The sequence below is a fragment of the Natrinema sp. CBA1119 genome (assembly GCF_002572525.1).
Classification (GTDB): Archaea; Halobacteriota; Halobacteria; order Halobacteriales; family Natrialbaceae; genus Natrinema.
On the sequence record NZ_PDBS01000001.1, the window covers coordinates 2,518,920 to 2,539,058 of the forward strand.

The window sequence follows — 20,139 nt, forward strand, 5'->3', positions numbered from 1 at the left end:
CGGACCGATATCGACTCGAGAAGATACGTCAATAAGACGCCATCTGCCTTCGGAAACCGAAGTTTTGATCCCGGTTTACGAGAGAACGAGTGTATGGCAACGGAACGGAATTCGGTCGATCTCGTGGACGACACCGTCGTCCGGCAGTTCGCTCGAGCGGCGGTGCTCGCGGCGCTGATCGGTGTGACAGCGCTGGTTGGGATCCCGTATCCCCTCTCGCCGGCTCCGGTCACGCTTCAGGTACTGTTCGTCTTTCTCGCCGGACTCGTTCTGGGTCCGGTCTGGGGGGCGTTTTCGCTCCTGCTGTATCTCACGGCAGGTGCCGCTGGGGTTCCCGTGTTCTCGAACATGACCGCCGGTATCGGTGTCCTGTTGGGAAACACGGGCGGCTATCTGTGGTCGTATCCGATCGCCGCAGCCCTGATCGGCGTCATCGTCCATCGCGGGACGGCGCTCCGCGATCTGCGCAACGTGTCGCTCACGGTCGTCGTGGGTGCGCTCGTCGCGGCGACGATCGTCATCTACGCGATGGGATCGGTGTATATGTCCTGGGTGGCCGAAATAACGCTCTGGGAAGCCGTTACGGTCGCCGCGATCCCGTTCATTCCGGCTGAGATCGTCAAGATGACCGCCGCAGTCGCTATCGTCAGATCCGGCCGGATCACGCCGGTTCGATCGTGACGAGGCAACGATGATCGAGTTCGAGTCGGTCTCCTACGCGTTCGAGGACGTTCCCGTTCTCGAGGCGGTCACGCTCTCGATCGACGACGGCGAATTCGTCATCCTGGCGGGGGGCAACGGCAGCGGGAAGACGACGCTGTTGCGCCACTGCAACGGCCTCCTCGAGCCCGATTCCGGCGACGTTCTCGTCGACGGGACGCCCGTCGCAGAGGATCTGATCGCCGCGCGCTCGAGCGTGGGCATGGTCTTCCAGCACCCTCGCGATCAGTTCGTCGCCGCGACCGTCGGCGCGGACGTCGCCTTTGGCCCCGAGAACCTCGGGCTTGAGCGACGGGAGATCGACCGCCGGGTGACCGCCGCGCTCGAGGCGGTGAACATGGCCGGTCGGGAGGACGATCGAATCGACGCACTCTCGGGCGGCGAACAGTCCCGCGTCGCGATCGCTGGCGCGCTCGCGATGGAACCGACCCACCTCGTCCTCGACGAACCCTTCACCGGGCTCGACGAGCCCGCCCGCCGATCCGTGCTCGAGCGCCTCGAGTCGCTGTCGGCCGACGGCACCGGCGTCCTGCTCGCGACCCACGACCTCCGGGACGTCTGCGGACTCGCGGATCGCATCATCGCCATGCAGGACGGCCGCGTCGCCGTTGACGGACCGCCTGTGGCGGCGCTGGCGGAATTCCAGGGCCTCGAGATCCGGGTTCCGGGTCGGTGATCGCGATGACAGACCCGAGACGACCGCCACTGTCCGCGACGGACATCGGAGGAAAGCGGTGCTGACCTACGAACCCGACGCAACGCTCGCACACCGACTCGATCCCCGGACGAAGCTGGCGGTCCAGATCGGGTTCGCAGCGACTGCGCTGGCACACACGACGCCGCGAGCGCTGGCCGTCCTCTCCGCAGTGACGGCGATCGTCCTGTTTAGCGCGCACGTTTCGATCCGACGGACGCTCGTCGACTACCGATTCGCGCTGCTCATCCTCGCGCTCGCCCCGCTGATCGCGGGCGTAACCCTAGGTGCTCCCTGGTTCGACACCGCCGACGCCACCGCGTCGGGGCTGGCGAGTTACCGCGTCCTGCTCATCCTGCTCGTCAGCGCGGCTTACGTCCGCTCGACGCCGGTTCGGGACTCTCGAGCGGCGATTCAGCTGACGATTCCCGGGAAACCTGGTCAGCTCCTCGGCATCGGTGTCGCGCTCGTCTTTCGGTTTCTGCCCGTCTTGCAGGGCGATCTCCGGACGATCCGCGAGGCGATGGCCGCCCGACTCGGGACCGAACGGAGCGCGGTCGACCGCGCCAGCACGATCGGGATCCTCGGCCTGACGCGGGCGTTCGACCGAGCGGACCGACTCTCGCTTGCACTACAGGCGCGGTGTTTCGCGTGGAATCCCACGCTCCCGCCGCTCTCCTTTTCGTATATTGACTATCCCGTCCTCGTGATCGCCGTCGCTCTCGCGTTCTCGGCGTTCGTCTAGCTCGGTCGGTTTCGAACGATACGTCCAACAGAGACGCCGGATACGGCGCGTGCGGTGAGAACGGGACGATCTTCGCTACCTGGAATCGAGAACTCGAGCGAGAACGCTTCCTCGTCGTCGACGGCGTTCCGCCGCGGCTCGTCGCGATGATATCTCGTAGTTGGCCGACCGTGGCGGCATGTCCGAGAGGACCAGCTCGACGAACTCCTCTTCATCCATGGTAATCACTTGTCGTGACGAGTCACTGACCGGCGCGGTGGACGTGCCGTCAGGTAGGTGGTCATGCCCGTCGTATGGCCGGGCGTGGAGACGGTCTCGATGGTCGTGTCCCCGACCTCGGTGGTCTACCGGCGCGCCGCCGCCGGACCGACTGTGTCGCCCGATCGAGGGATACACCAACGAATGAACGAGGCGGCACGGGGTCCGCGACCGTCCACGACCACCTCGAGACGCTCGAGCACGCGGTAGAACCGTCACTCGAGATTTCGCCGCACTCCTCCGTCGATAGCCGCTTGATCACGGGAACACTCTATTTGATATCGCAACATGCGATTTACCACGGGCGCTGGCTGGCGATTAGCCCCGGTTGAGTCGGCCGGATCGCGGCAGTAGCTCGAGCCTCGAGTCGCTCACAGCTTCATCGGACGCTCATGCCACCGTTGGCTGCCGGACAGTGATCTCGGCGGAACCCAGCCCGAATGAGGCGTCAACCCGAAGACAACAAGATCCTCGTTGAAATCGATTGCTGGACGTAGCGAACCAGCGTCCCGAGTTACTCCCCCTGGATCCGCTTCTCACGTTGTCCACTGAACAGTAAGCCGCTTCGAGTCGTCACTCTGTTCGTGATGTGCGTCGCCAAAAGAGCCGGTGAAGGGATTTGAACCCTTGACCTAATCCTTACGAAGGATTCGCTCTGCCAGTCTGAGCTACACCGGCACACTCTCTTTGCTCGTGTCCCGTGCATCGGCGACGACCGTCGCCTCAACACCGGCGCGAGTGCATTCATTTGTAGGACCGATACCAGCCATAAGGATTGCGAATCGGTGCGCTCGTGTGATGGGAGTACGTGTCAGATTGCTGGCTTCGTCCCTCCCGATTACCGCTCGAGGCGGACGTCCAGACAGACGTTCAGCTCGTGGGGAGCGTAGGACCGGACGGTGTGGCGAGTTTCGACCGTGACCGCGTACTCGGGTTCGGCGGCCGCGCGAATCGCGCGTTCGCCCGGCCCGAACGGGTCGTCCTCGTGTTGGATGTCGTAGTAGTGGAGGGTACAGTCGTCGCCGGCCAGAGTGACGGCCGACTCGAGGAAGTCGTCGGCGCTGTGGGGGAGGTTCATCACGAGCCGGTCGGCCCAGTTTTCGTATTCGGCGGCCACCTCGCGCACATCGTCGTTAATGGCGGTCACGCGGTCCGCGACCCCGTTTCGGCGGGCGTTCTCGCGCAGGTAGTCGATCGCCTCGGCGTTGATGTCCACGCCGACGCACGTCGCGCCGCGTTTCGCGAACGGGATCACGAAGGGGCCGACGCCGGCGAACATATCGAACGCGTGCTCGCCGTCGGCTCGCGGGCCCTGCCCGCTCGCACTTTCCGAGGCCCGTTGGGCCTCGCTGACCTGCTCGGCCACGCGGTGGCGCTCGGTCGCGAGCCGCGGCGAGAAGTAGACCGTCGCGAGATCCAGTGCGAACTCGCAGCCGTACTCGCGGTGGACGACCTCCGTGTTCTCGCCGGCGAGCAATTCCCAGTCGCGCACGCGCGTCTCGCCTTTGACTTTCGAAGCCTTGTTCAGTACCGTTTCCGCGGGGAGATCCGACTCGAGGATCGCATCGGCGATCTCGCGTGCGCGTTCGGGATCGTCCTCGTCGATGAGCGCGGCCTCGCCGAGTCGCTCGTAGGTGGGGTCGAACGCAAGGAGATCCGCGGGCGTCGTCTGCTGCTCGCGCTCCGTGACTGTCCGGGGAACGATCTCGCACTCCTCGAGCACCGCTGACGCAGCGTCGGGGTCGGTGATCGGAATGTAGAGTTGGCCGTCTTCGACGCTGATCTCGTAGGTGTCGTCGATCAGGTCCGCATCGGCGAGCGACGAGCGCGTCGCTTCCCCGGCTTCGCGCGCGACGCGGACGCACGGCACTTCCATACGCGAACTGGCCGGCGCGCCGCCGTAACGCTGACGTTTCGGTGTCGATCGGCATTCGTCCCGATAAACCAAAAGGCGCTATAGCAATTCCTCGCTGCTGGGCACGGGAGCCAAGAAAATTGACTACGTAGGTGAATGGAAGCGCGTGCCACCGAACGTCAGTCGGTCAGTCCAAGCGATCCATGGTTTTTCGATATCGATCGGCATCTCATTTCACGATTCTCGAGCGAGGTACTCGAGCGCTTCTTCGTCGCTCACCTGCCCGAAGGTCCGGTAGTACTGGCCGACGGCACGGAAATCCGCGGGCGTCTGGAGGGCGATCACCGCGTCGGCCTCGCGCTCGAGGTCATCGATGGCCCGCGGGGAGCCGACGGGAACGGCGAGGCCGACCCACTCAGCACCGGTCTCTCGCACCTGTCGGAGACAGGCCGTCGCGGTCGCCCCGGTCGCGACGCCGTCGTCGACGATCAGGACTCGCTTCCCCTGCAGGTCGGGTAGCCCGTCCGTATCGCGGTAGCGATCGGCCTTTTCGCGCGCGTTTTCGGCTTCCTCGGCCCGGATCTCCTCGAGGTACTCCTCGGAAACGTCGAGTCGATCGATCAGGCCGTCGTTCTCCCAGACGCTGCCGTCGCTGGCGACCGCGCCGAGCGCCACTTCGGGGTTCTGCGGCGCGCCCATCTTGCGCGCGACGACCACATCGAGGTCGGCCTCGAGAGCGTCGGCGACCGGTCGCGCGACCGGCAGGGCACCGCGAGGAATCCCGAGGACGACGTCGACCGCGAGGTCGCGGCGCTCGAGTTCCGCTGCGAGGCGTTCGCCGGCGTCAGTTCTGTCGTCGAACATGGTTCTGGCCGGCAGTACGGTATCAATGCACTACGCGTTTGCGCCGCACACGCCGACGCGATCCGATAGCCGTTCCAGAGCCGATTTCGCCGAGCGATCGAGCGTTACGGGTCACGTCGCCGTTGAAGCCGGCCGCGAACGATCGGCGTCACCGGGAACACCCCGACGCTGACTCGCTCGATCTCGAGGACGTCGAACGCGTCGCATCCGACGAAGCGCTCGACCGTCTCGCGGTTCAACTGACAGCCGCCCGCGGCGCGTTCCCACAGCGGCGTGAGGGCGTCCTGCGCTCGAGCCCGCCAGCCGTCGTTACGGACGTGCTCGAGAAAGCGCAGTTCGCCGCCCGGTCGCAGGACGCGCGCGACCTCCTCGAGCGCCGTCTCGGGGTCGGCGATGGTACAGAAGACCAGACTCGAGAGGACGACGTCGAAGCTGTCGTCGGCGTACGGTAGTGACTCGGCGCGGTCTCCGCGGAGGTGAACCTCCAGGCCGGTTCCCCGCGCCTCGCGGGCGGCGCGGCGTCGCATGTTCGGATCAGGTTCGATCGCGTGGTACTCGAGGTCGTCACCGGCAGCAGCTACGTACGGAATCATCACGCCGTTTCCCGCGCCGAGATCGAGAACGCGACCGGAGAGGTCGGCCGCGAGGTACTCGCGGTGGGGGCCGATCAGAAACCGATCCGGCATAAATCGATCGTACAGCGCGGCGAACGCGGGGTGTGAGATCGTCCGATCGCCCGCGGCGCACCGTGGAGTACTGTCTGTCATCGTGCCACTCGGCCTAACGGACGGTGACCTGACTAAAACTCGTTTTCCCGTCGGTGCTCGAACTCGTCGCGATCGGTTTCGGGACGATATCGATCGGTGTCCTGATCGGCAGAGAGGATAGTGAGTACGTTTCAGCTCAATCGATCAACCGACGGCGGTGGCGCGCGCTGGGCTGCGGTGAGCGACTAGCGAACCGCAATCCAAAATCGTGCGAGGGATGAGTGAGCGAGCCTGCGAGCGAACGAATCGGCTGGGGAGGGCGTGGCGATCCCCTGTTGTCACGATAGCAGGACGACTCTTCTCACTCTCAGCCGGTTGGAGTAACCGTGACAAGGAAACGGAAATCAATCGGGGTTCGATCCATCTGCTCACTTACGGCCAGAGACCGCGCATCTCGTGGGCCTCGGAAACCCGGTCGAGCGCGACGGCGTACGCGGCGTCGCGCCAGGAAACGTCCCGCCGTTCGACCTCGGCTTTGAGCGTCGTCCAGGCCGTCACCATCTCGGACTCGAGTTCCTCGTTGACCCGCTCGAGTGACCACGCGCGACGGTTGATGTCCTGGAGCCACTCGAAGTAGCTGACCGTGACGCCGCCGGCGTTCGCGAGGATGTCTGGAATCACGCGAATTCCGCGGTCCTCGAGGATGGCGTCGGCGGCGAACGTCGTCGGGCCGTTCGCCCCTTCGACGACGATGTCGGCCGCGATGGCGTCGGCGTTGTCGGCGGTGATGACGTTGCCGACGGCCGCGGGAATCAGCACGTCGACGTCCAACTCGAGGAGTTCGGCGTTCGAGATCCGGCGCGGTCCGTCGGGTCCCCCTTCGAGGGTGGCCGCGAACTGCGTGACGGCCTCCGGCTCCTCGTCGTGGGACGGGATCGCGTCGACGTCGACTCCGTCGGGATCGTAGACCGCGCCGTTGACGTCGCTGACGGCGACTATCGTCGCGCCCCACGCCTCGAGCAGGCGCGCGGCGTTCGCGCCGACGCTGCCGAAGCCCTGGACGGCGACGGTCGTCTCGGCGAGCGGGTAGTCGTAGTACTCGCAGGTCTCCCGCGTGACGATGGCGACGCTCCGGCCGGGCGCTTCCTCGCGGCCGAAACTCCCGCCGATGACGGGCGGTTTGCCGGTGACGACGCCGGGGATGGTCTCGCCCTCCTGCATGCTGTAGGCGTCCATCAGCCAGGCCATCGTCTGCGGGTCGGTGCCCATGTCCGGCGCCGGGATGTCCGTGTTCGGCCCGATCACGTCGCGGACCTCCTGTGCGAAGCGACGCGTGAGCCGTTCCCTCTCGTCGTCGCTGAGCGACTTCGGGTCGACGACGATACCGCCTTTCGCGCCGCCGAAGGGGAGATTCATCACCGCGCATTTCCAGGTCATCCACATCGACAGCCCGACGCACTCGTCGCGGGTCACGCCGGGGTGGTAGCGCAGGCCGCCCTTGTAGGGGCCGCGGACGCTGTCGTGGTGGGCCCTGTAGCCGGTGAAAACCTCGAGCGAGCCGTCGTCGCGTTCGAGGGGGATCGTCACCTCGTGGACCGCCGTGGGGTGGGAGAGACGTTCGATGACGGCGTCGTCGATATCTAGCTGTGCGGCGACGCGATCCAGCTGTCGGCGCGCGGTCTCGAGTGCGGTTTCGGCGTCGGTCGATTCAGCCGTCGCTTCTCGGGTCGGCGGCGAAGAACGGTCCTGAGAGGCCATACTTATTCGATCGGTGTCCCTCGATTGCGCATTTCGGCACCGCATTCGGGACAGGCGTCCGGTGCGCTCGCACGAACGACGGTTCCACAGTCGAAGCATTCGTAGGTCGATTCCGCCTGCGGGTCGACTTCAGCGTCTTTGTGGTTCATGGGAGAGACGACTGACGAGGTGACAGGGCACTCGTCCACCAAGGAATACAAGGTATATTAGGATGAGTATATCCGTCAGATAACTAGCGTCGACAAACGAGAGGGGTTCACTATTCAACCCCTTTCGATCGAGGTTCCGGCAGTCCGTTTTCGTCGAACACGACTTCGAAGAGCGTTCGCTGCACGTGCCGGACGTGCCGGTAGAACGCTGCCGGCGAAATTTCGAGGGCGTCGGCGACGTCTTCGCCCGAATTCTCGCGCGGCGATTCGAAGTAACCGCCGTAGTACGCGAGCGTGACGACCTCGAGCTGGCGATCGGTAAGCCGATCGTGCAGCTCCGAGCGAAGGTCCCGCGGCGTCGTACGTTCGACGGTCCGTTTCGATCTGAGCTCGACGTCCGAGAACGCCGTCGAGACGATGTCGGCGCTTTCCCTCGCGTCGGCCGATCGGGGAACGTCGATCACGACCCGGGCGCTCGAGGGGGTCGCTTCGACGCCCCGTAACACCGCCCCGTGATCCGCGAGCCGATCCGCGAGCACCGGACGGGAGAGATGCAAGAGGACGCCACCGCCGACGCCATCGTCGGTGTCGATGGTCTCAGTGTCGGTGGTCTCGGCGTCACTAGCATCGGCATCGGCAGTCGGCTCGCTGTCGCCGTCTCCGCCGCCGTATTCGTCCGTGTGAATGACCTGTGCGCGCTCGACGCCGACCAGCTCCGCGGCCGCAGTCGCGACGGCGGCCGGCGGCGCGCCGTCGACGGTCGCGACCACCGACGCGCCCCGTTCGTGCTGGCGAACGACGCCGTCAGAGGAGAGCACGCAGTCGGCCAGTCGAGCGAGTCGTGCGAAGACGAACGTCTCGTCGGCCACCTCGAACTCGAGTCGCGTGTTCTCGTCCGAGACCAGCGCACGCTTGCGTTCGACCGCGGCGATCGCGGACGCGATCGTCTCGCCGAGTTCCGCGAGCACGGCGCGGATCATGTCGTCGAACGCGTCGGGGCGGTCGGCGTAGACCGTCAGGACGCCGTACGTGAACTCGTCGTACGACAGCGGGACGCTCGCGGCCGACTGATACTCGCGGGCGAGCGCTTCGGAGCGCCACGGTTCCTCGCGGAGTCCGTCGGCGACGTTCGAGACGACGGTCGCCTCGCGATCGGCCGCCGTCCCGACCGCGGGTTCGTTCGCGTCCGCGAGCGAGAGCGAGACGCTATCGAGATACTCGCGGCCGTTGCGTGCGCCACCGTGAGCGCGCGGCTCGAGGCGATCGCCGTCGGCATCGAGCTGCCCGATCCAGGCGAACGAGAACCGGTCGGCGGCCGTGAGCCGATCGCAGACCGCCCGTTCGATCTCGGCGCGGGTTTCCGCCTCGACCAGTGCCTGATCGAGTTCCCTGATAATCTCGTTAATCCGGTTGAGTCGGGTGAGCTGCCGATTTCGGCGCTTGAGTTCGCGATCTCGCTCGCGTAGCGTTCGCTCTCGTTCGACCCGGTCGAGCGCCGCTTCCGCGGTCGCCGCCAGCAGGTCGGTCACCTCCCGGGAGACGTCGTCGAACGCACCCGACGCAGTCGACCCGACGACGAACACGCCGTGGTCGCCGAGCGGGACGTACGCGGCGCTTCGCAGGTCGGTCTCCGGATTCGAGAGCGACGCGGCGTCGTGAACGTCCGCGAAGAACTGGCTCTCGCCGTCGATGAAGACGCGACCCGGAATGCTGTCGTCCGTCGCCCGGTGGTCGTGGATCGGTCCGTGTAACCGTTCCATGCCCGACGAGGACGCGACCGGTCGTAACACGTTCACGTCCGTATCGAACAGGTACGCGGCGCTCGCCTCGAGGTCGAGGACGTCCGTTGCGTCGTCGACGATGATGTCGGCGATCTCGCGATCGGTTTCGGCGTAGAGGAGTTCGCGAGCGGTCCGATGGAGCGCCGTCAGCGCCTCCTCGCGGCGCTTTCGCTTCGTGATGTCTCGGCAGCTGTAGAGGGTCGTCCCGCCCTGAATCGAGACTTCGCGGACGTTGACCAGCAAGGTGTGCTCGCGGCCCGCGCGGTCGGTCGCCGTACACTCGATGTTGGTCAACGCGCTCGCCGACTCGAGTTCGTCGCGATCGAAGAGGTCCGGCTCGAGCAGCTCGTCGATCGTCCCCATCTCGTGAATCTCGTCGTCGGAGTAGCCGAAGATGAAGTGGACGTTCGGACAGACGTAGGTGAACTCACCGTCGTCGTCGGTGATGAGGACGGTATCGGTCATGTTGTTGAGCGTCACCCGGTGGAGTTCCTCCGACGCTCGCAGCTCCCGCTCGAGTCGGGCCCGCTCGGTGACGTCGCTCGCCCGTGCGAGCAGCGAGACGACGTCACCGGACGCGTCCCGGACCGGCCGGATGGTCACCTCGAAGGTGGAACCGTCGGTCGGGTCGGTGGGCTCGCTCGCGGAGCCGCCCTCGTCACGTCCGGTCGCACCGTCATCTGTACCCGTGCCATCGGTGCGGATCTGCGTCAGCTCTCGGTGTGCGATCTCTCCGCTCCGCGCTCGGTCGATCGCTTCCCGGAGCGCTGTTCTTCCGTCTGCGGTACACTGCCACCAGGGAAGCGCCGCGAACGGCCGGCCGCGGACGTCGCTCGCGGTCGCGCCGATTGCCTCGAGCGCGGGTTCGTTGGCCCGTCGGACGGTTCCGTCCGGTTCGAGCACCCACGAGTGCGTTTCCGCCCCCTCGAAGATCGCGTCGAACTGGCGCGCGCGCTCTCGTTGCTGCCGTCTTTCGCGCCCCTCCGAGAGCGCCCGTTCGATCGCCGCTTGGCAGTCGTCGCTCGAGCCGTCGCCGGTCCGATCGCACGGCACGTACGCCGTGACCCCCATCGCAATCGCCTCGCTGGCCAGTTCTTCGTCGCCCTCGGCCGGCGCGAGCACAACCGGAAGATCGGGGTCGCGCTCCCGAACCGCCTCGAGGAGGTCCAGTCCGGACGTCTCCGCGTCTGAAAGGGACTGTGCGGTTAGGAGGCAGTCGATGTGGTCCGTCTCGAGTCGCTCGAGCGCCGCGGTCGCGGTCGGCACTGCGACCACCTCGAGCGCGTCGTCCCCGAGGGCGGCCGAGAGGACACCGGCTCTCGGTTCGGGCGACTCTACGACGAGGAGTCGGGCCTCGTCGAGCGTCCGTGTAGAATCCATTCGTTTCCCATATGAGCCCCTGAAGATAGAACCTATCGCTCCGTTGGGCGGTCGGCGACGACCGATACTCGGTCACCGCTTGAGGACGCGCGACGAATGGCGTGGCTTTTCACGACAACGGAATCGACTGCCGGGCGCGATTTATCGCTCGAAAAAGTCTCCCGTTCGAAAGCGTTACAGCCGAAGCGGCCTACCGACTCTCGTCCAGGGAGACGGCCTCGTCCTCGGACACGGCGAGCCAGGCCTCGTCTCGAGCGATATCGGCGATGACGAGGTGCGATCGACCGTCGATCTCGTCGATAGCCGCCATCACATCGCTCGACCCGTCCACCTGCCGTCCGACCGGCGTCGCTTCGGGTGCCATGTTCGAGTATCTTCTCACAGACACCATGAATGTTTCGGAAGTCGTCCGATTGCTGGTTGAATTTCGGAAATAATGCGCCTATTTCTGTTACGCTCTATTCAAATCTGGAACGCTGATCGAATACCGGAACTCGAACCGGGCGGGGTGTTACTCGTCGAGGGCGACCGACTGAACGTGACCGACCACGCCGCTTTTCAATTTCACGTGTGGGCCTTCGGGTTCGTCACCGTAGACCGTTCCGATCTCGCCGATGATCGGCTCCGTGTCCTCGGATTGTGGGTCCGCATCGTCCTGGACGATTTCGACAGCCATCCCCTGTCGCAGTTCCTCGGCGGTCGGTCGTTCGTTGGACATGGTCGGAGGTGAGCCGAGTATTTGGAAAAGGACACTGCCTGCAGTCGCCGCCGTCCGAGACCGTTGCGGTGATCGTCGAACGCAATCCGGAACCCGAAACGCGAACCACGATCTGACAGTCGGACCGCGATCAGGCATACGAATCGCTATCCGTTCGTCACTCCTCGTCGAACTCGAGGGCGGCGGAGTTGATGCAGTAGCGCTTGCCGGTCGGATCGGGGCCGTCGTCGAAGATGTGGCCGAGGTGGCCGCCGCAGTCGGCACAGAGGACCTCGGTGCGGCGCATGCCGTGGCTGGTATCGGTTCGGGTCTCGATCCGGTCGTCGTCGGTGTCGTAGAAGCTGGGCCAGCCACACCCCGACTCGAACTTGGTCTCGGAGTCGAACAGTTCGGCCCCGCAGCCGGCACAGGCGTACGTGCCGTCGTCCTTGTGATCGACGTACTCGCCGCTGAACGGCGATTCGGTTCCCGCCTCACGGAGGACGTGATACTCCTCCTCGCTCAGTTCCTCGCGCCACTCGTCGTCGGTTTTCGACCGGTGGTCTGCCTCGTTGCTCATGGCGAACGCTAGGGGAGAGACACTCAAGAGTCTGTCTGCGAACTCGGTCTCGGATCGCGACGGAGTACCGCCCTACTGGGCTCGCCGGCTCGATGATCGGTCGTCACCGGCTGGTGATGACGTCCGTGCTCTCGCAGTCGGGACACTGCGTCATTCGGCCCAGTTTTGGGACCTCGATTCGCTGCCACTCGTCGTCCCCGCCGGGCGCTTCGAAGCCGCAGTTGCGACACCGTGACCGTTCGTGTGTGACTACGTTACTGGCCATGTCTCAATCTATGCTAGTTGCACCCATAGATGTTTGTTCAGTCAACAGTGACTGTCGAACGCGCTGAAACGGAATCCGCGTCGATTGCACGTCCGTCGAGTGAGACCGATGTCGTATCCCGATCGTTCGGCGGGGAGCAACCGCTGGAGGCGGAAACGTTTCACTGTTGTCGCTTCACGTAGCGACTCCGTCGTCGGTACCAACGGGTCGCCCGACCGACCGTCGGCAGACGGCCGGCCGTGCAGACGACCGCGAATGACAGGGGTGAGCGTGGACGGCGCTACTGGGGTGGGCCGGGCGGACGACGGCGTCCGTCGTCGGACCGACCCGTCCGTTCGCGTGGATCGAATCGGAGATCGCCTCGTCAGTTCGGCCACCGTCTCCGAGCGCCCGTACTCGAGCGACCGTCGTCGCCAACTGCTCGCTCGTTTCCAGCGCTCTGTTCGTCGTTTGAGGGATCTGTATCCCAGCGCGCCCGATCTCCGTGGAAGTCGTCCACGAACGACTACAAAAACGTTATCAAACATGTTTAATAGGTGATGGTATTGGGCGGACGACCGTCCGTCACCGATAGCCGGTTCACCTCGCGTCGGCGGTTGGAACGTTTCGAACCGCTGGTTCACGGCCCGGTCCGCGGACCAGTTCGGGTACGACTCCGGCTGAATCGCGACCCGATGCTCTCCGGGTACGAACTCACCGAAGTATCGACTGTCCGACCGGCCGCGGTCAGCGGTCGGTAAGCATAGTGAGGGTGTGCTACTTTATATGCAACTGTCGTAAGATCAACATCCGATCGCATCTGGTGGGATCAACGAGTCAAAGAATGAAACAGGAACATATCGATGCAGGAAAGGCGATACAGAAACGAACCGGGAAGACCTTCTATCTCGCGACGCGGTTCCTCCCCGAGCGGGTTCGACACGCCACGCACGTCCTCTACGCGTTCTTCCGGATCGCCGACGAAGTCGTCGACGACGCCGACGGGGTCCCGCCGGAAACGCAGCGCGCTCGGCTCGAGGAACTTCGTGCACAGGCCCTCGGCGAACGAGAGCCCGACGATCCCGTGCTCGAGGCCTTCCAGGAACTCCGAACGGAGTACGGCATCGCCGACGACGAGATCGACGCCTTTGTCGACGCGATGGCGACCGACATCGAGACGGAGCGCTACGAGACCTACGACGACCTCGAGTCCTACATGCGGGGCTCGGCCGCGGCGGTCGGCGTGATGATGACCGCGATCATGGAGTCCGAGGACGAAGCGGTCGCGCTCCCCCACGCGATCAAACTCGGCGAAGCCTTTCAGTTGACGAACTTCCTCCGCGACGTCCGCGAGGACGTCCTCGAACGGGATCGGATCTACGTTCCACAGGAGACGCTCCGGGAACACGGCGTCGACGCCGCCCAGATCGAGCGCCTCGAGTTCTCCGACTCGTTCGCGGCGGCGATGGCCGCCGAACTCCAGCGGACGGAGGAGCTTTACCGCGAAGGCGTCGCCGGCATTCGATATCTTCCCGAGGACTGTCAGCTTCCGGTGTTGCTGGCGGCGGTCCTCTACGCGGAACACCACGCCGTCATCCGAGCCCAGGGATACGACGTGCTCTCGCAGGAGCCGTCGCTGTCCACGACTCGAAAGCTGTGGTGTCTCGCGAAGACGCGGTGGCACTGGCACTGGAACCGCGATCCTGAGGCGGTGTTCCAGCGCGTGTCGGCGGTGCCGTCGGGCGAACCGGACCACCGCGCCTCCGAACGCGGGGATACCGTCCCGATGCGCTGAGTGCTATCGTAGTCACTGCACACCTGATCGCATGCTAGCGATACGATCAGCGTGTAAATCGTTTCAGTGACTACTCTATTTCGAACCGCCCCGATATGGGGTCGCTCGGTTCGGGTACCGGATGTCCTTCGTTCGCGTTCGGCCGTCGACCGGTGCTCGCCAGCCATCGACGCGGGCCGACGCACAGCCCGAACGACCATGATTGCACTCGGCACCCGTTTCGCTCGCGAGGGCCGCGTTCGACTCGCGAGACGACCGCGGCGCTACTCGGCCGCGTCGCCGTTTGCCAGTACGGCCGTTTCGGCCACGATGAACTTCGCTAGCTTTCGTTTCGAGTGTTCCGTGAAGAGGTGGTCCTCGAGCTGTTGGCTCGCGTCGGGCGGTTCGCGACAGACCGGACATTCGACCGGCTCCTTCGTCGCCATGCCGGTGATACTCCTCCCGAGCGCAAAAGGTACCGGCCGGAATTTCCCGCCGTCGGTATCGATCCGCTCACCGCTCGCGATCGATGCACGGCACTACCGTCGGTCTCGAACGCCCGGGAGCGCCGCTCGAACCGTCTCCAGGTCGTAGCGATCGGTCCGGAGGAGCACGAGACAGAACAGGCCGGCGACGCCGACGGGCAGCCACTGGCCGTAGAGCGCGTTGATCGTTCCCCACAGCACGAGGAAACTCACCAGATCGTCCAGCGCGAATTCGCAGGCACGGACGCGCTCGAGCACGGCCGTGCGATCGAACGCGAGATCGACGAGGACGACGGCGACGGCCCCCGAGAGGAGCCAGCCGCGGTAGTTCGAGCCCGGAACGCCGTAGTAGTCCCCCGGCGGGACGTACGTCCAGAACCCGATGGCGACGGCCGCGGGATCGAGCACCAGATCGACGGCGAGGACCGCCGCGATCGCCGCGAACACGCGCGGGACGACCCGCGCGGCCCGCTCGCCGAGCGCCAGTAGCGCGAGCAGGAAGGCGTTCAGCACCAGCGGGACGAAAAACAGCGGCAGCGCGAGCGGAACCTCGCCGCCTACCATCGGCCCGAGCCGAATCCCGTACTCGAAGGTCCCGTACGGCCAGCCCGTGCGTACCCCGACGAGTTCGATCGCGTACGTGTACGCCGTCAGGACGCCGAGGAGGGCGAGCGCTCGGCGGTCGATTTCGGGGAGCAGGGCTACGACCAGCGGCGAGCGCATGACGAGCGTTCCGAACAGGATCAGGAGGGGGTTATAGGACAGGAGCGGCGGGAGGAGCCCCTCGGCGCTCGCGACGAGCGTCACCGCACCGACGACCGGGAAGACGACCGCGATGGTGAACCGATTCTCGCGGACGAGGGCCTCGAGCCGCCGCTGGACGGACGCTCGCGTCATCCCGTCGGTGTCGGCACTGTCGGGGGAACGCGGCCTCGAGTTGGGATTGGCGCTCGGCTCCGGACCCGAACTCCGCTCCGGCCCCGAACCCCCTTCTGGTCCGGAACTCGACTGTGAGTTCGACGGCGAGCGGTTCGGGTCCTCGCTACCCATACAGTAGCCTCCAGAGGCCCCCCATCGTCAGAAGCGCGCCGACGACGGTGTTGATCGCCGGGAACCACCAGTAGGCGCGCTCGACGGCGACGCTCGCGGTCGCGATCGCGACGACGAGCGCGGGATAGACGAGCATGAGCGCGCCCAGCCGCACGTCGAGCGCGCCGAAGGCTGCCGCGCTCGCAACCCAGCACGCGCCGCAGTACGCGTAGGTACGGCGCTCGCCGAGCACCGTCGCGGTCGTTCGGATCCCCGTCTCGCGATCGGGCTCGATGTCGGGGATCGCCGAGAACGTGTGCATCCCCATCGCCCACAGCCAGCCGCCGGCGATCGCGAGGAGGGGCGGTTGCGCGCCGGCGACGGCGGCGTAGGCGGCGGCCCCCGGTGTGACGTAGAGCCCGTTCGAGACCGAATCGAGCGGCGGGGTCGTCTTCAGCCTGAGCGGCGGGGCGCTGTAGGCCGCGCCGAGAACGAGAAAGGCGATCAGCCACGGCAGCGCGGCCGTCCCGACCAGCGGTACGAACAGCACGGGAAGGGCCGCACAGAGCCCGACGGCGAGGGGAACGTACCCCTGTCCCCGATAGCGTGCCTCTCGGTCCTCCTTTTTCGGGTTGGCCGCGTCGATCTCCCGGTCATAGACGTCGTTGATCCCGTAGAGGAAGACGTTTGCCGGCAGGAGGAAGTAGGCGAACAGCACGATCGCCGCGGGCGCAAACAGTTCGCCGACGGCGTCTGTGGCGTAGGCTATCCCCACGAGCACCGGGCCCGCCAGATACAGCCAGAACCGCGGCCGCGAGAGCGTCAGCAGGTACGACAGCCGGTCGCTCGCGTTCCGCTCGCCCGCGGCCGTCGGTTCCGGACTCATCGGTGGCGTCTCGAGGGTTTGTCGCGCTCGGTCATCGCCGTCATCCGTGATCCTCGAGCACTTTCTCGGCGGTCAGTTCGCCGCTGATGAGACACATCGGCACGCCGATTCCGGGCGTGGTGTCGCCGCCCACGAAGTAGAGGCCGTCGACCTCTTTGGAGCGGTGTGGCGGCCGAAAGAGGGAGGTCTGGCGGAGCGTGTGGGCCAGCCCCAGCGCCGTCCCCTCGTAGCTGTTGTACCGGCTCGCGAAGTCGTCGATCGCGAACCGTTCCTCGAGGACGATCCGGTCGCGCAGGTCGGTTCCCGTGTTCGAAGCGATGTCGGCGAGGACCGTGTCGCGATACCGGTCGCGGATTCCGGGCGTGTCCTCGAGGCCGGGCGCGATCGGGACGAGGACGAACAGGGCGCTGTGGCCCTCGGGCGCGACGTCGTCGTCGGTCTCCGATGGAACGCAGCAATAGTAGGCGGGGTCGTCGGGCCACTGCGGATCGTCGAAGATCTGATCGAAGTGGTCCTCCCAGTCGGTCGGGAGCACGAGCGTGTGATGGGCGAGTTGGTCGACGTCACCTTCGACGCCGAGATAGAGCAAGAACGCGGACGGGGCGTACGTCCGTTCGTCCCAGTAGTCCGCGTCGTAGCCGCGGCGCTCGGGTGTGAGCAACTCCTGTTCCGTGTGGGCGTAGTCGGCGTTGCTCACGACCAGATCCGCCTGTACCGGTCCCGCTTGGGTTTCGACCTCGAACCCGCCCGTGCGGCCCTTGATCTCCGTGGCGGGGCGGTCGGTATCGTACTCGACGCCGAGTTCGGCACCCAGTTCCGCGACGCCGTCGATGACCGCGCCGATCCCGCCATCGGGGTACCAGACGCCGAGGTTGAAATCGACGTGGCTCATCAGGTTGTACAGCGCGGGCGTATTGGTCGGCGAACCGCCCAGAAACACCAGCGTGTACTGCATGATCTGCTGAAGTTTCGGATGATCGAAGTAGTCCTCAACGTGGCCCTGCATCGACCCCAAAAGCGAGAGGCCGCGAGCCTGCCGAGCCACGTTGGGATCGATGTAGTCCCGTAGTCGCTCGCGGTCCTCGTAGACGAAGTGTTCCATCCCCACCTCGTAGTTCTCTTTGGACTTCTCGAGGTATCGCTCTAGGGTCTCGCCCGCGCCCGCCTCGTACTCCTCGAAGACGGCCTTCGTTCGCTCGAGGTCCGGCGTGACGTCCACCCGATCGCCATCCTTGAAGAAGATTCGGTAATGTGGGTCGAGATGCGAGAGGTCGTAATAGTCGCTGGGCGTCCGGCCGAACTCGGCGAAAAAACGCTCGAAGACGTCCGGCATCAGATACCACGAGGGCCCCATATCGAATCGGAAGCCATCTTTCTCGAGTCGGCTCGCGCGGCCGCCGAGCTGTTCGTTCTTCTCGATGACGCGCACGTCGGCACCCGCGTCGGCGAGGTAACAGGCCGTCGAGAGCCCACCGATGCCGCCCCCGATCACGACGATCGACTCACCGGCCAGCGATTCCATATCCGGACGTGAGTATGGGGCCGATGTTAAACGTATATCATACCTATGTAGGGAATCGGGACCGTTCGCTCGAGGCGGAATTCCGGTTACGGTGAAAACACGTCGCCGTCTCATAGACTGTCGGCTAACCGAATTGCGACTCGAGCGGCCCTATAGGGGGTACGCGAACAGCGGGAAGACGAAGATGAGGAAGGGGACGAACAGTGTGGAGCCACTGATCCCGACGGTGTTGACGATGGTCGCACCGATGACGAACGGGATACAGAGCCACCAGTACTCCAGCCAGTAGCTAGTCCCGCCACTACCGGACGTTGGTGCGAAGAAGTACACCCTGAGGACGAACGGCAGTGGTGCGATGAAGACGATGTCACTGAACCGTGAGCGCTGCGTTTGGAAGTGAAGAATAAGAGTATTCCGTCTATCGCCATCCTGTGAACCGTTCATGTGGGTGAGGCGCGCAATGGCGGTGACTGAGGGGGTGATCCTCGCCTGTCATCCGACCGGTCGAAACGTCCTCAATATTTATCACACCACCCGTGGTACGTGCTAACACAATGGGTTTTTCAGAGGGGCCCCACGAACCGGGTGTGCAGTCCGCGGGAGAGGACAGCGGCGACGCGACCGACCCCACCCCGACGGAGAAACTCGTCGCGACTGCACTCGAGTCACTCCGGATACACTGCCAGAGTTGGCCGGATCGCTACGTCGAGATGCGCGTCGACGCGCGGACCGACCGTCGAGAGTAGCGATCGCTCACAGAGCGTTCCGGTCGGCCCGATAGCGTCACGTTTCCGGCGACAGGACAGCGCTGACGCGGGCGAGAGTGAATACTGTCGGGATCGGCGTCTCACGCCTCCGAGGTTCTCGGTACGAGAGTGCAACCGCTACGGACGAACTGTCGGTGCGGAGAAATCTAGTTGAAAGCGGAACCGATACCGGGGTTCAATCGATGTGGCCTTCGCGACGCAGTTGATCTGCGTCCTGACCAGTGTAGCGCCACTCGATCGTGGCCTTCTCGTCTTGCCAGTCCCATGGCTCGGCGACGACGATGTCGTCTGGCTCGATCCAGGTACGGTATTTCATGCGCCCGGGAATGCGGCCGAGACGCTCTTCGCCGTCCTCACAGCGGAGGCGAACGTGATTGCCACCGAGGTGTTCGGTTACGACGGCGAATACTTCATCGCTGTTGGGCATACGGAGGTTCCGTCGCCCGGAGTCTTCTGACACAGGTTGACTACGTGCGGCAGACTTTTAAACACTTGGAGAGGCATGGTAGCGAATCTCGTGTGAATAGATGGCAATATATTCGTATTCGAGCCAGAAGAATGGGCGAATTCAGCCGCTCGAGCGGTCCCGGTCTGCGCTCCGGCTAGAGCTCGCGGTCCGAATCCGGATTCTCGAGATCCCACAGCACTTCCGGTAAGAAGGCCTCGAGGTTGTCGATAACACTCCGGTCGCTGACGTTCAACCCCTCGCAGTGTTCGTGGGCCGAATCCCGGATATCGACGTGGAGGTCGCCATCCTCGAGCCAGACGCCCAGCGGGAAGACCGAACACCGAGTGGGTTTCCAGTCTTCCTCGAGGTGTAGCGAGCAGAGGCCGTCCTCCCGCAGAAAGGCGCAGGCGTGGCCGTCCTCGGCGACGTGATCGTCGCGGTCTTTCGCCTCGCGCGTGACGAACTTCTCGCCGCGAAACTCCGTCGTGGTCTCGGCGAGGTTCGCCCGCTGGGCTAACTCGAGGAGGTCCCGATCGTAGAGGAGCACGCCGTGGTGGCAACACCACGTGCAGTCGTCGACGCACTCGAACGTGAGGGCGGGATCGAACTCGACGACGACCTCGCGGTCGGGATACACCTCGACGCGTCGCGTAGCGTCAGCGCTCACGTGTCGGTGGTGGGCGGTCGCCGTGAAGTGCCTTTCTACCGATCGGCTCCCGGACGCGGGAACCGGGATTCACCGCGCCGACGCTGAACGGCCCGTCCGATAGCCGTTCGGTCGGAGTGTCGTCGCACG

22 protein-coding genes, 1 tRNA gene and 2 pseudogenes are annotated in these 20,139 nt (G+C 65.1%); 5 read left to right on the forward strand and 20 right to left on the reverse strand.

Annotated elements, in window-relative coordinates; genetic code table 11:
- The first annotated feature begins 93 nt into the window (after positions 1-93).
- The 3 genes from CP556_RS12440 to CP556_RS12450 are packed head-to-tail and all read left to right on the forward strand — an operon-like array spanning position 94 to position 2,159.
- The gene (locus tag CP556_RS12440; RefSeq protein ID WP_098725913.1) at positions 94-681 is read left to right on the forward strand and encodes a biotin transporter BioY; all 588 of its coding nucleotides are present in this window, start codon (positions 94-96) and stop codon (positions 679-681) included.
- Positions 682-691: 10 nt separating this feature from the next.
- On the forward strand, positions 692-1,396 hold the full coding sequence (locus CP556_RS12445) for an energy-coupling factor ABC transporter ATP-binding protein (RefSeq protein WP_098725914.1): 705 nt from the start codon (positions 692-694) through the stop codon (positions 1,394-1,396).
- Positions 1,397-1,454: 58 nt separating this feature from the next.
- Complete coding sequence (locus tag CP556_RS12450) at positions 1,455-2,159, forward strand: energy-coupling factor transporter transmembrane component T family protein (protein WP_098725915.1); 705 nt, start codon at positions 1,455-1,457, stop codon at positions 2,157-2,159.
- Here the strand turns inward: CP556_RS12450 and CP556_RS26640 are convergent.
- The 13 genes and pseudogenes from CP556_RS26640 to CP556_RS12500 all read right to left on the reverse strand — a co-directional run.
- Positions 2,156-2,503 (reverse strand): annotated as a pseudogene (locus CP556_RS26640) (hypothetical protein); the annotation flags it as partial. The gene CP556_RS12450 and the pseudogene CP556_RS26640 sit on opposite strands and share 4 nt — an antisense overlap.
- A gap of 518 nt (positions 2,504-3,021) precedes the next feature.
- Positions 3,022-3,095, reverse strand: a tRNA-Thr gene (locus tag CP556_RS12460).
- A gap of 160 nt (positions 3,096-3,255) precedes the next feature.
- Positions 3,256-4,293 (reverse strand): class I SAM-dependent methyltransferase, encoded by a 1,038-nt coding sequence (locus CP556_RS12465; RefSeq protein ID WP_098725916.1) that lies wholly within the window; start codon positions 4,291-4,293, stop codon positions 3,256-3,258.
- 213 nt (positions 4,294-4,506) lie between these two features.
- Positions 4,507-5,136 carry a phosphoribosyltransferase gene (locus CP556_RS12470; RefSeq protein WP_098725917.1) on the reverse strand — a complete coding sequence of 210 codons (630 nt, stop codon included), beginning with the start codon at positions 5,134-5,136 and terminating at the stop codon, positions 4,507-4,509.
- Positions 5,137-5,240: 104 nt separating this feature from the next.
- Complete coding sequence (locus CP556_RS12475) at positions 5,241-5,903, reverse strand: class I SAM-dependent methyltransferase (protein WP_098725918.1); 663 nt, start codon at positions 5,901-5,903, stop codon at positions 5,241-5,243.
- A 372-nt stretch (positions 5,904-6,275) separates the two neighbouring features.
- On the reverse strand, positions 6,276-7,601 hold the full coding sequence (gene gdhB, locus CP556_RS12480; RefSeq protein WP_098725919.1) for a glutamate dehydrogenase GdhB: 1,326 nt from the start codon (positions 7,599-7,601) through the stop codon (positions 6,276-6,278).
- A 2-nt stretch (positions 7,602-7,603) separates the two neighbouring features.
- The gene (locus tag CP556_RS25310) at positions 7,604-7,750 is read right to left on the reverse strand and encodes a rubrerythrin-like domain-containing protein (protein ID WP_141551674.1); all 147 of its coding nucleotides are present in this window, start codon (positions 7,748-7,750) and stop codon (positions 7,604-7,606) included.
- Positions 7,751-7,860: 110 nt separating this feature from the next.
- Complete coding sequence (locus CP556_RS12485; protein WP_098725920.1) at positions 7,861-10,911, reverse strand: GAF domain-containing protein; 3,051 nt, start codon at positions 10,909-10,911, stop codon at positions 7,861-7,863.
- 190 nt (positions 10,912-11,101) lie between these two features.
- On the reverse strand, positions 11,102-11,275 hold the full coding sequence (locus tag CP556_RS25975; RefSeq protein WP_176548181.1) for a DUF7556 family protein: 174 nt from the start codon (positions 11,273-11,275) through the stop codon (positions 11,102-11,104).
- A gap of 147 nt (positions 11,276-11,422) precedes the next feature.
- The gene (locus tag CP556_RS12490; protein WP_098725921.1) at positions 11,423-11,629 is read right to left on the reverse strand and encodes a DUF2196 domain-containing protein; all 207 of its coding nucleotides are present in this window, start codon (positions 11,627-11,629) and stop codon (positions 11,423-11,425) included.
- 157 nt (positions 11,630-11,786) lie between these two features.
- A complete protein-coding gene (gene msrB / locus CP556_RS12495; protein ID WP_098725922.1) occupies positions 11,787-12,188 on the reverse strand; it encodes a peptide-methionine (R)-S-oxide reductase MsrB in 402 nt (133 codons plus the stop codon).
- 103 nt (positions 12,189-12,291) lie between these two features.
- Complete coding sequence (locus tag CP556_RS25980; protein WP_176548182.1) at positions 12,292-12,453, reverse strand: hypothetical protein; 162 nt, start codon at positions 12,451-12,453, stop codon at positions 12,292-12,294.
- A 174-nt stretch (positions 12,454-12,627) separates the two neighbouring features.
- Complete coding sequence (locus CP556_RS12500) at positions 12,628-12,870, reverse strand: hypothetical protein (RefSeq protein ID WP_098725923.1); 243 nt, start codon at positions 12,868-12,870, stop codon at positions 12,628-12,630.
- A 406-nt stretch (positions 12,871-13,276) separates the two neighbouring features.
- On the opposite strand from CP556_RS12500, the gene CP556_RS12510 reads away from it, so the two are divergent.
- Positions 13,277-14,227, forward strand: coding sequence for a phytoene/squalene synthase family protein (locus CP556_RS12510; RefSeq protein ID WP_098725925.1), 951 nt, complete (start codon positions 13,277-13,279; stop codon positions 14,225-14,227).
- A 263-nt stretch (positions 14,228-14,490) separates the two neighbouring features.
- Here CP556_RS12510 and CP556_RS25985 read toward each other — a convergent pair whose 3' ends face one another.
- The 5 genes and pseudogenes from CP556_RS25985 to CP556_RS12530 all read right to left on the reverse strand — a co-directional run.
- The gene (locus CP556_RS25985; protein ID WP_176548183.1) at positions 14,491-14,652 is read right to left on the reverse strand and encodes a hypothetical protein; all 162 of its coding nucleotides are present in this window, start codon (positions 14,650-14,652) and stop codon (positions 14,491-14,493) included.
- 93 nt (positions 14,653-14,745) lie between these two features.
- Positions 14,746-15,588, reverse strand: coding sequence for a bisanhydrobacterioruberin hydratase (gene cruF / locus CP556_RS12515; protein WP_098727392.1), 843 nt, complete (start codon positions 15,586-15,588; stop codon positions 14,746-14,748).
- Between the two features lie 145 nt (positions 15,589-15,733).
- Entirely contained in the window at positions 15,734-16,606 is an 873-nt protein-coding gene (locus CP556_RS12520) for a prenyltransferase (RefSeq protein ID WP_098725926.1), read from the reverse strand.
- Positions 16,607-16,646: 40 nt separating this feature from the next.
- Positions 16,647-18,128 (reverse strand): phytoene desaturase family protein, encoded by a 1,482-nt coding sequence (locus CP556_RS12525; RefSeq protein ID WP_098725927.1) that lies wholly within the window; start codon positions 18,126-18,128, stop codon positions 16,647-16,649.
- A gap of 153 nt (positions 18,129-18,281) precedes the next feature.
- A pseudogene (locus CP556_RS12530) lies at positions 18,282-18,533 on the reverse strand (hypothetical protein); the annotation flags it as partial.
- A 149-nt stretch (positions 18,534-18,682) separates the two neighbouring features.
- On the opposite strand from CP556_RS12530, the gene CP556_RS12535 reads away from it, so the two are divergent.
- Complete coding sequence (locus CP556_RS12535) at positions 18,683-18,874, forward strand: hypothetical protein (RefSeq protein WP_098725928.1); 192 nt, start codon at positions 18,683-18,685, stop codon at positions 18,872-18,874.
- Positions 18,875-19,070: 196 nt separating this feature from the next.
- On the opposite strand, the gene CP556_RS12540 is transcribed toward CP556_RS12535, so the two are convergent.
- Together CP556_RS12540 and CP556_RS12545 are read right to left on the reverse strand one after the other, a co-directional pair.
- Entirely contained in the window at positions 19,071-19,355 is a 285-nt protein-coding gene (locus CP556_RS12540) for a translation initiation factor eIF-1A (RefSeq protein ID WP_098725929.1), read from the reverse strand.
- Between the two features lie 142 nt (positions 19,356-19,497).
- Complete coding sequence (locus tag CP556_RS12545; protein ID WP_098725930.1) at positions 19,498-20,010, reverse strand: YkgJ family cysteine cluster protein; 513 nt, start codon at positions 20,008-20,010, stop codon at positions 19,498-19,500.
- Positions 20,011-20,139 lie beyond the last annotated feature (129 nt).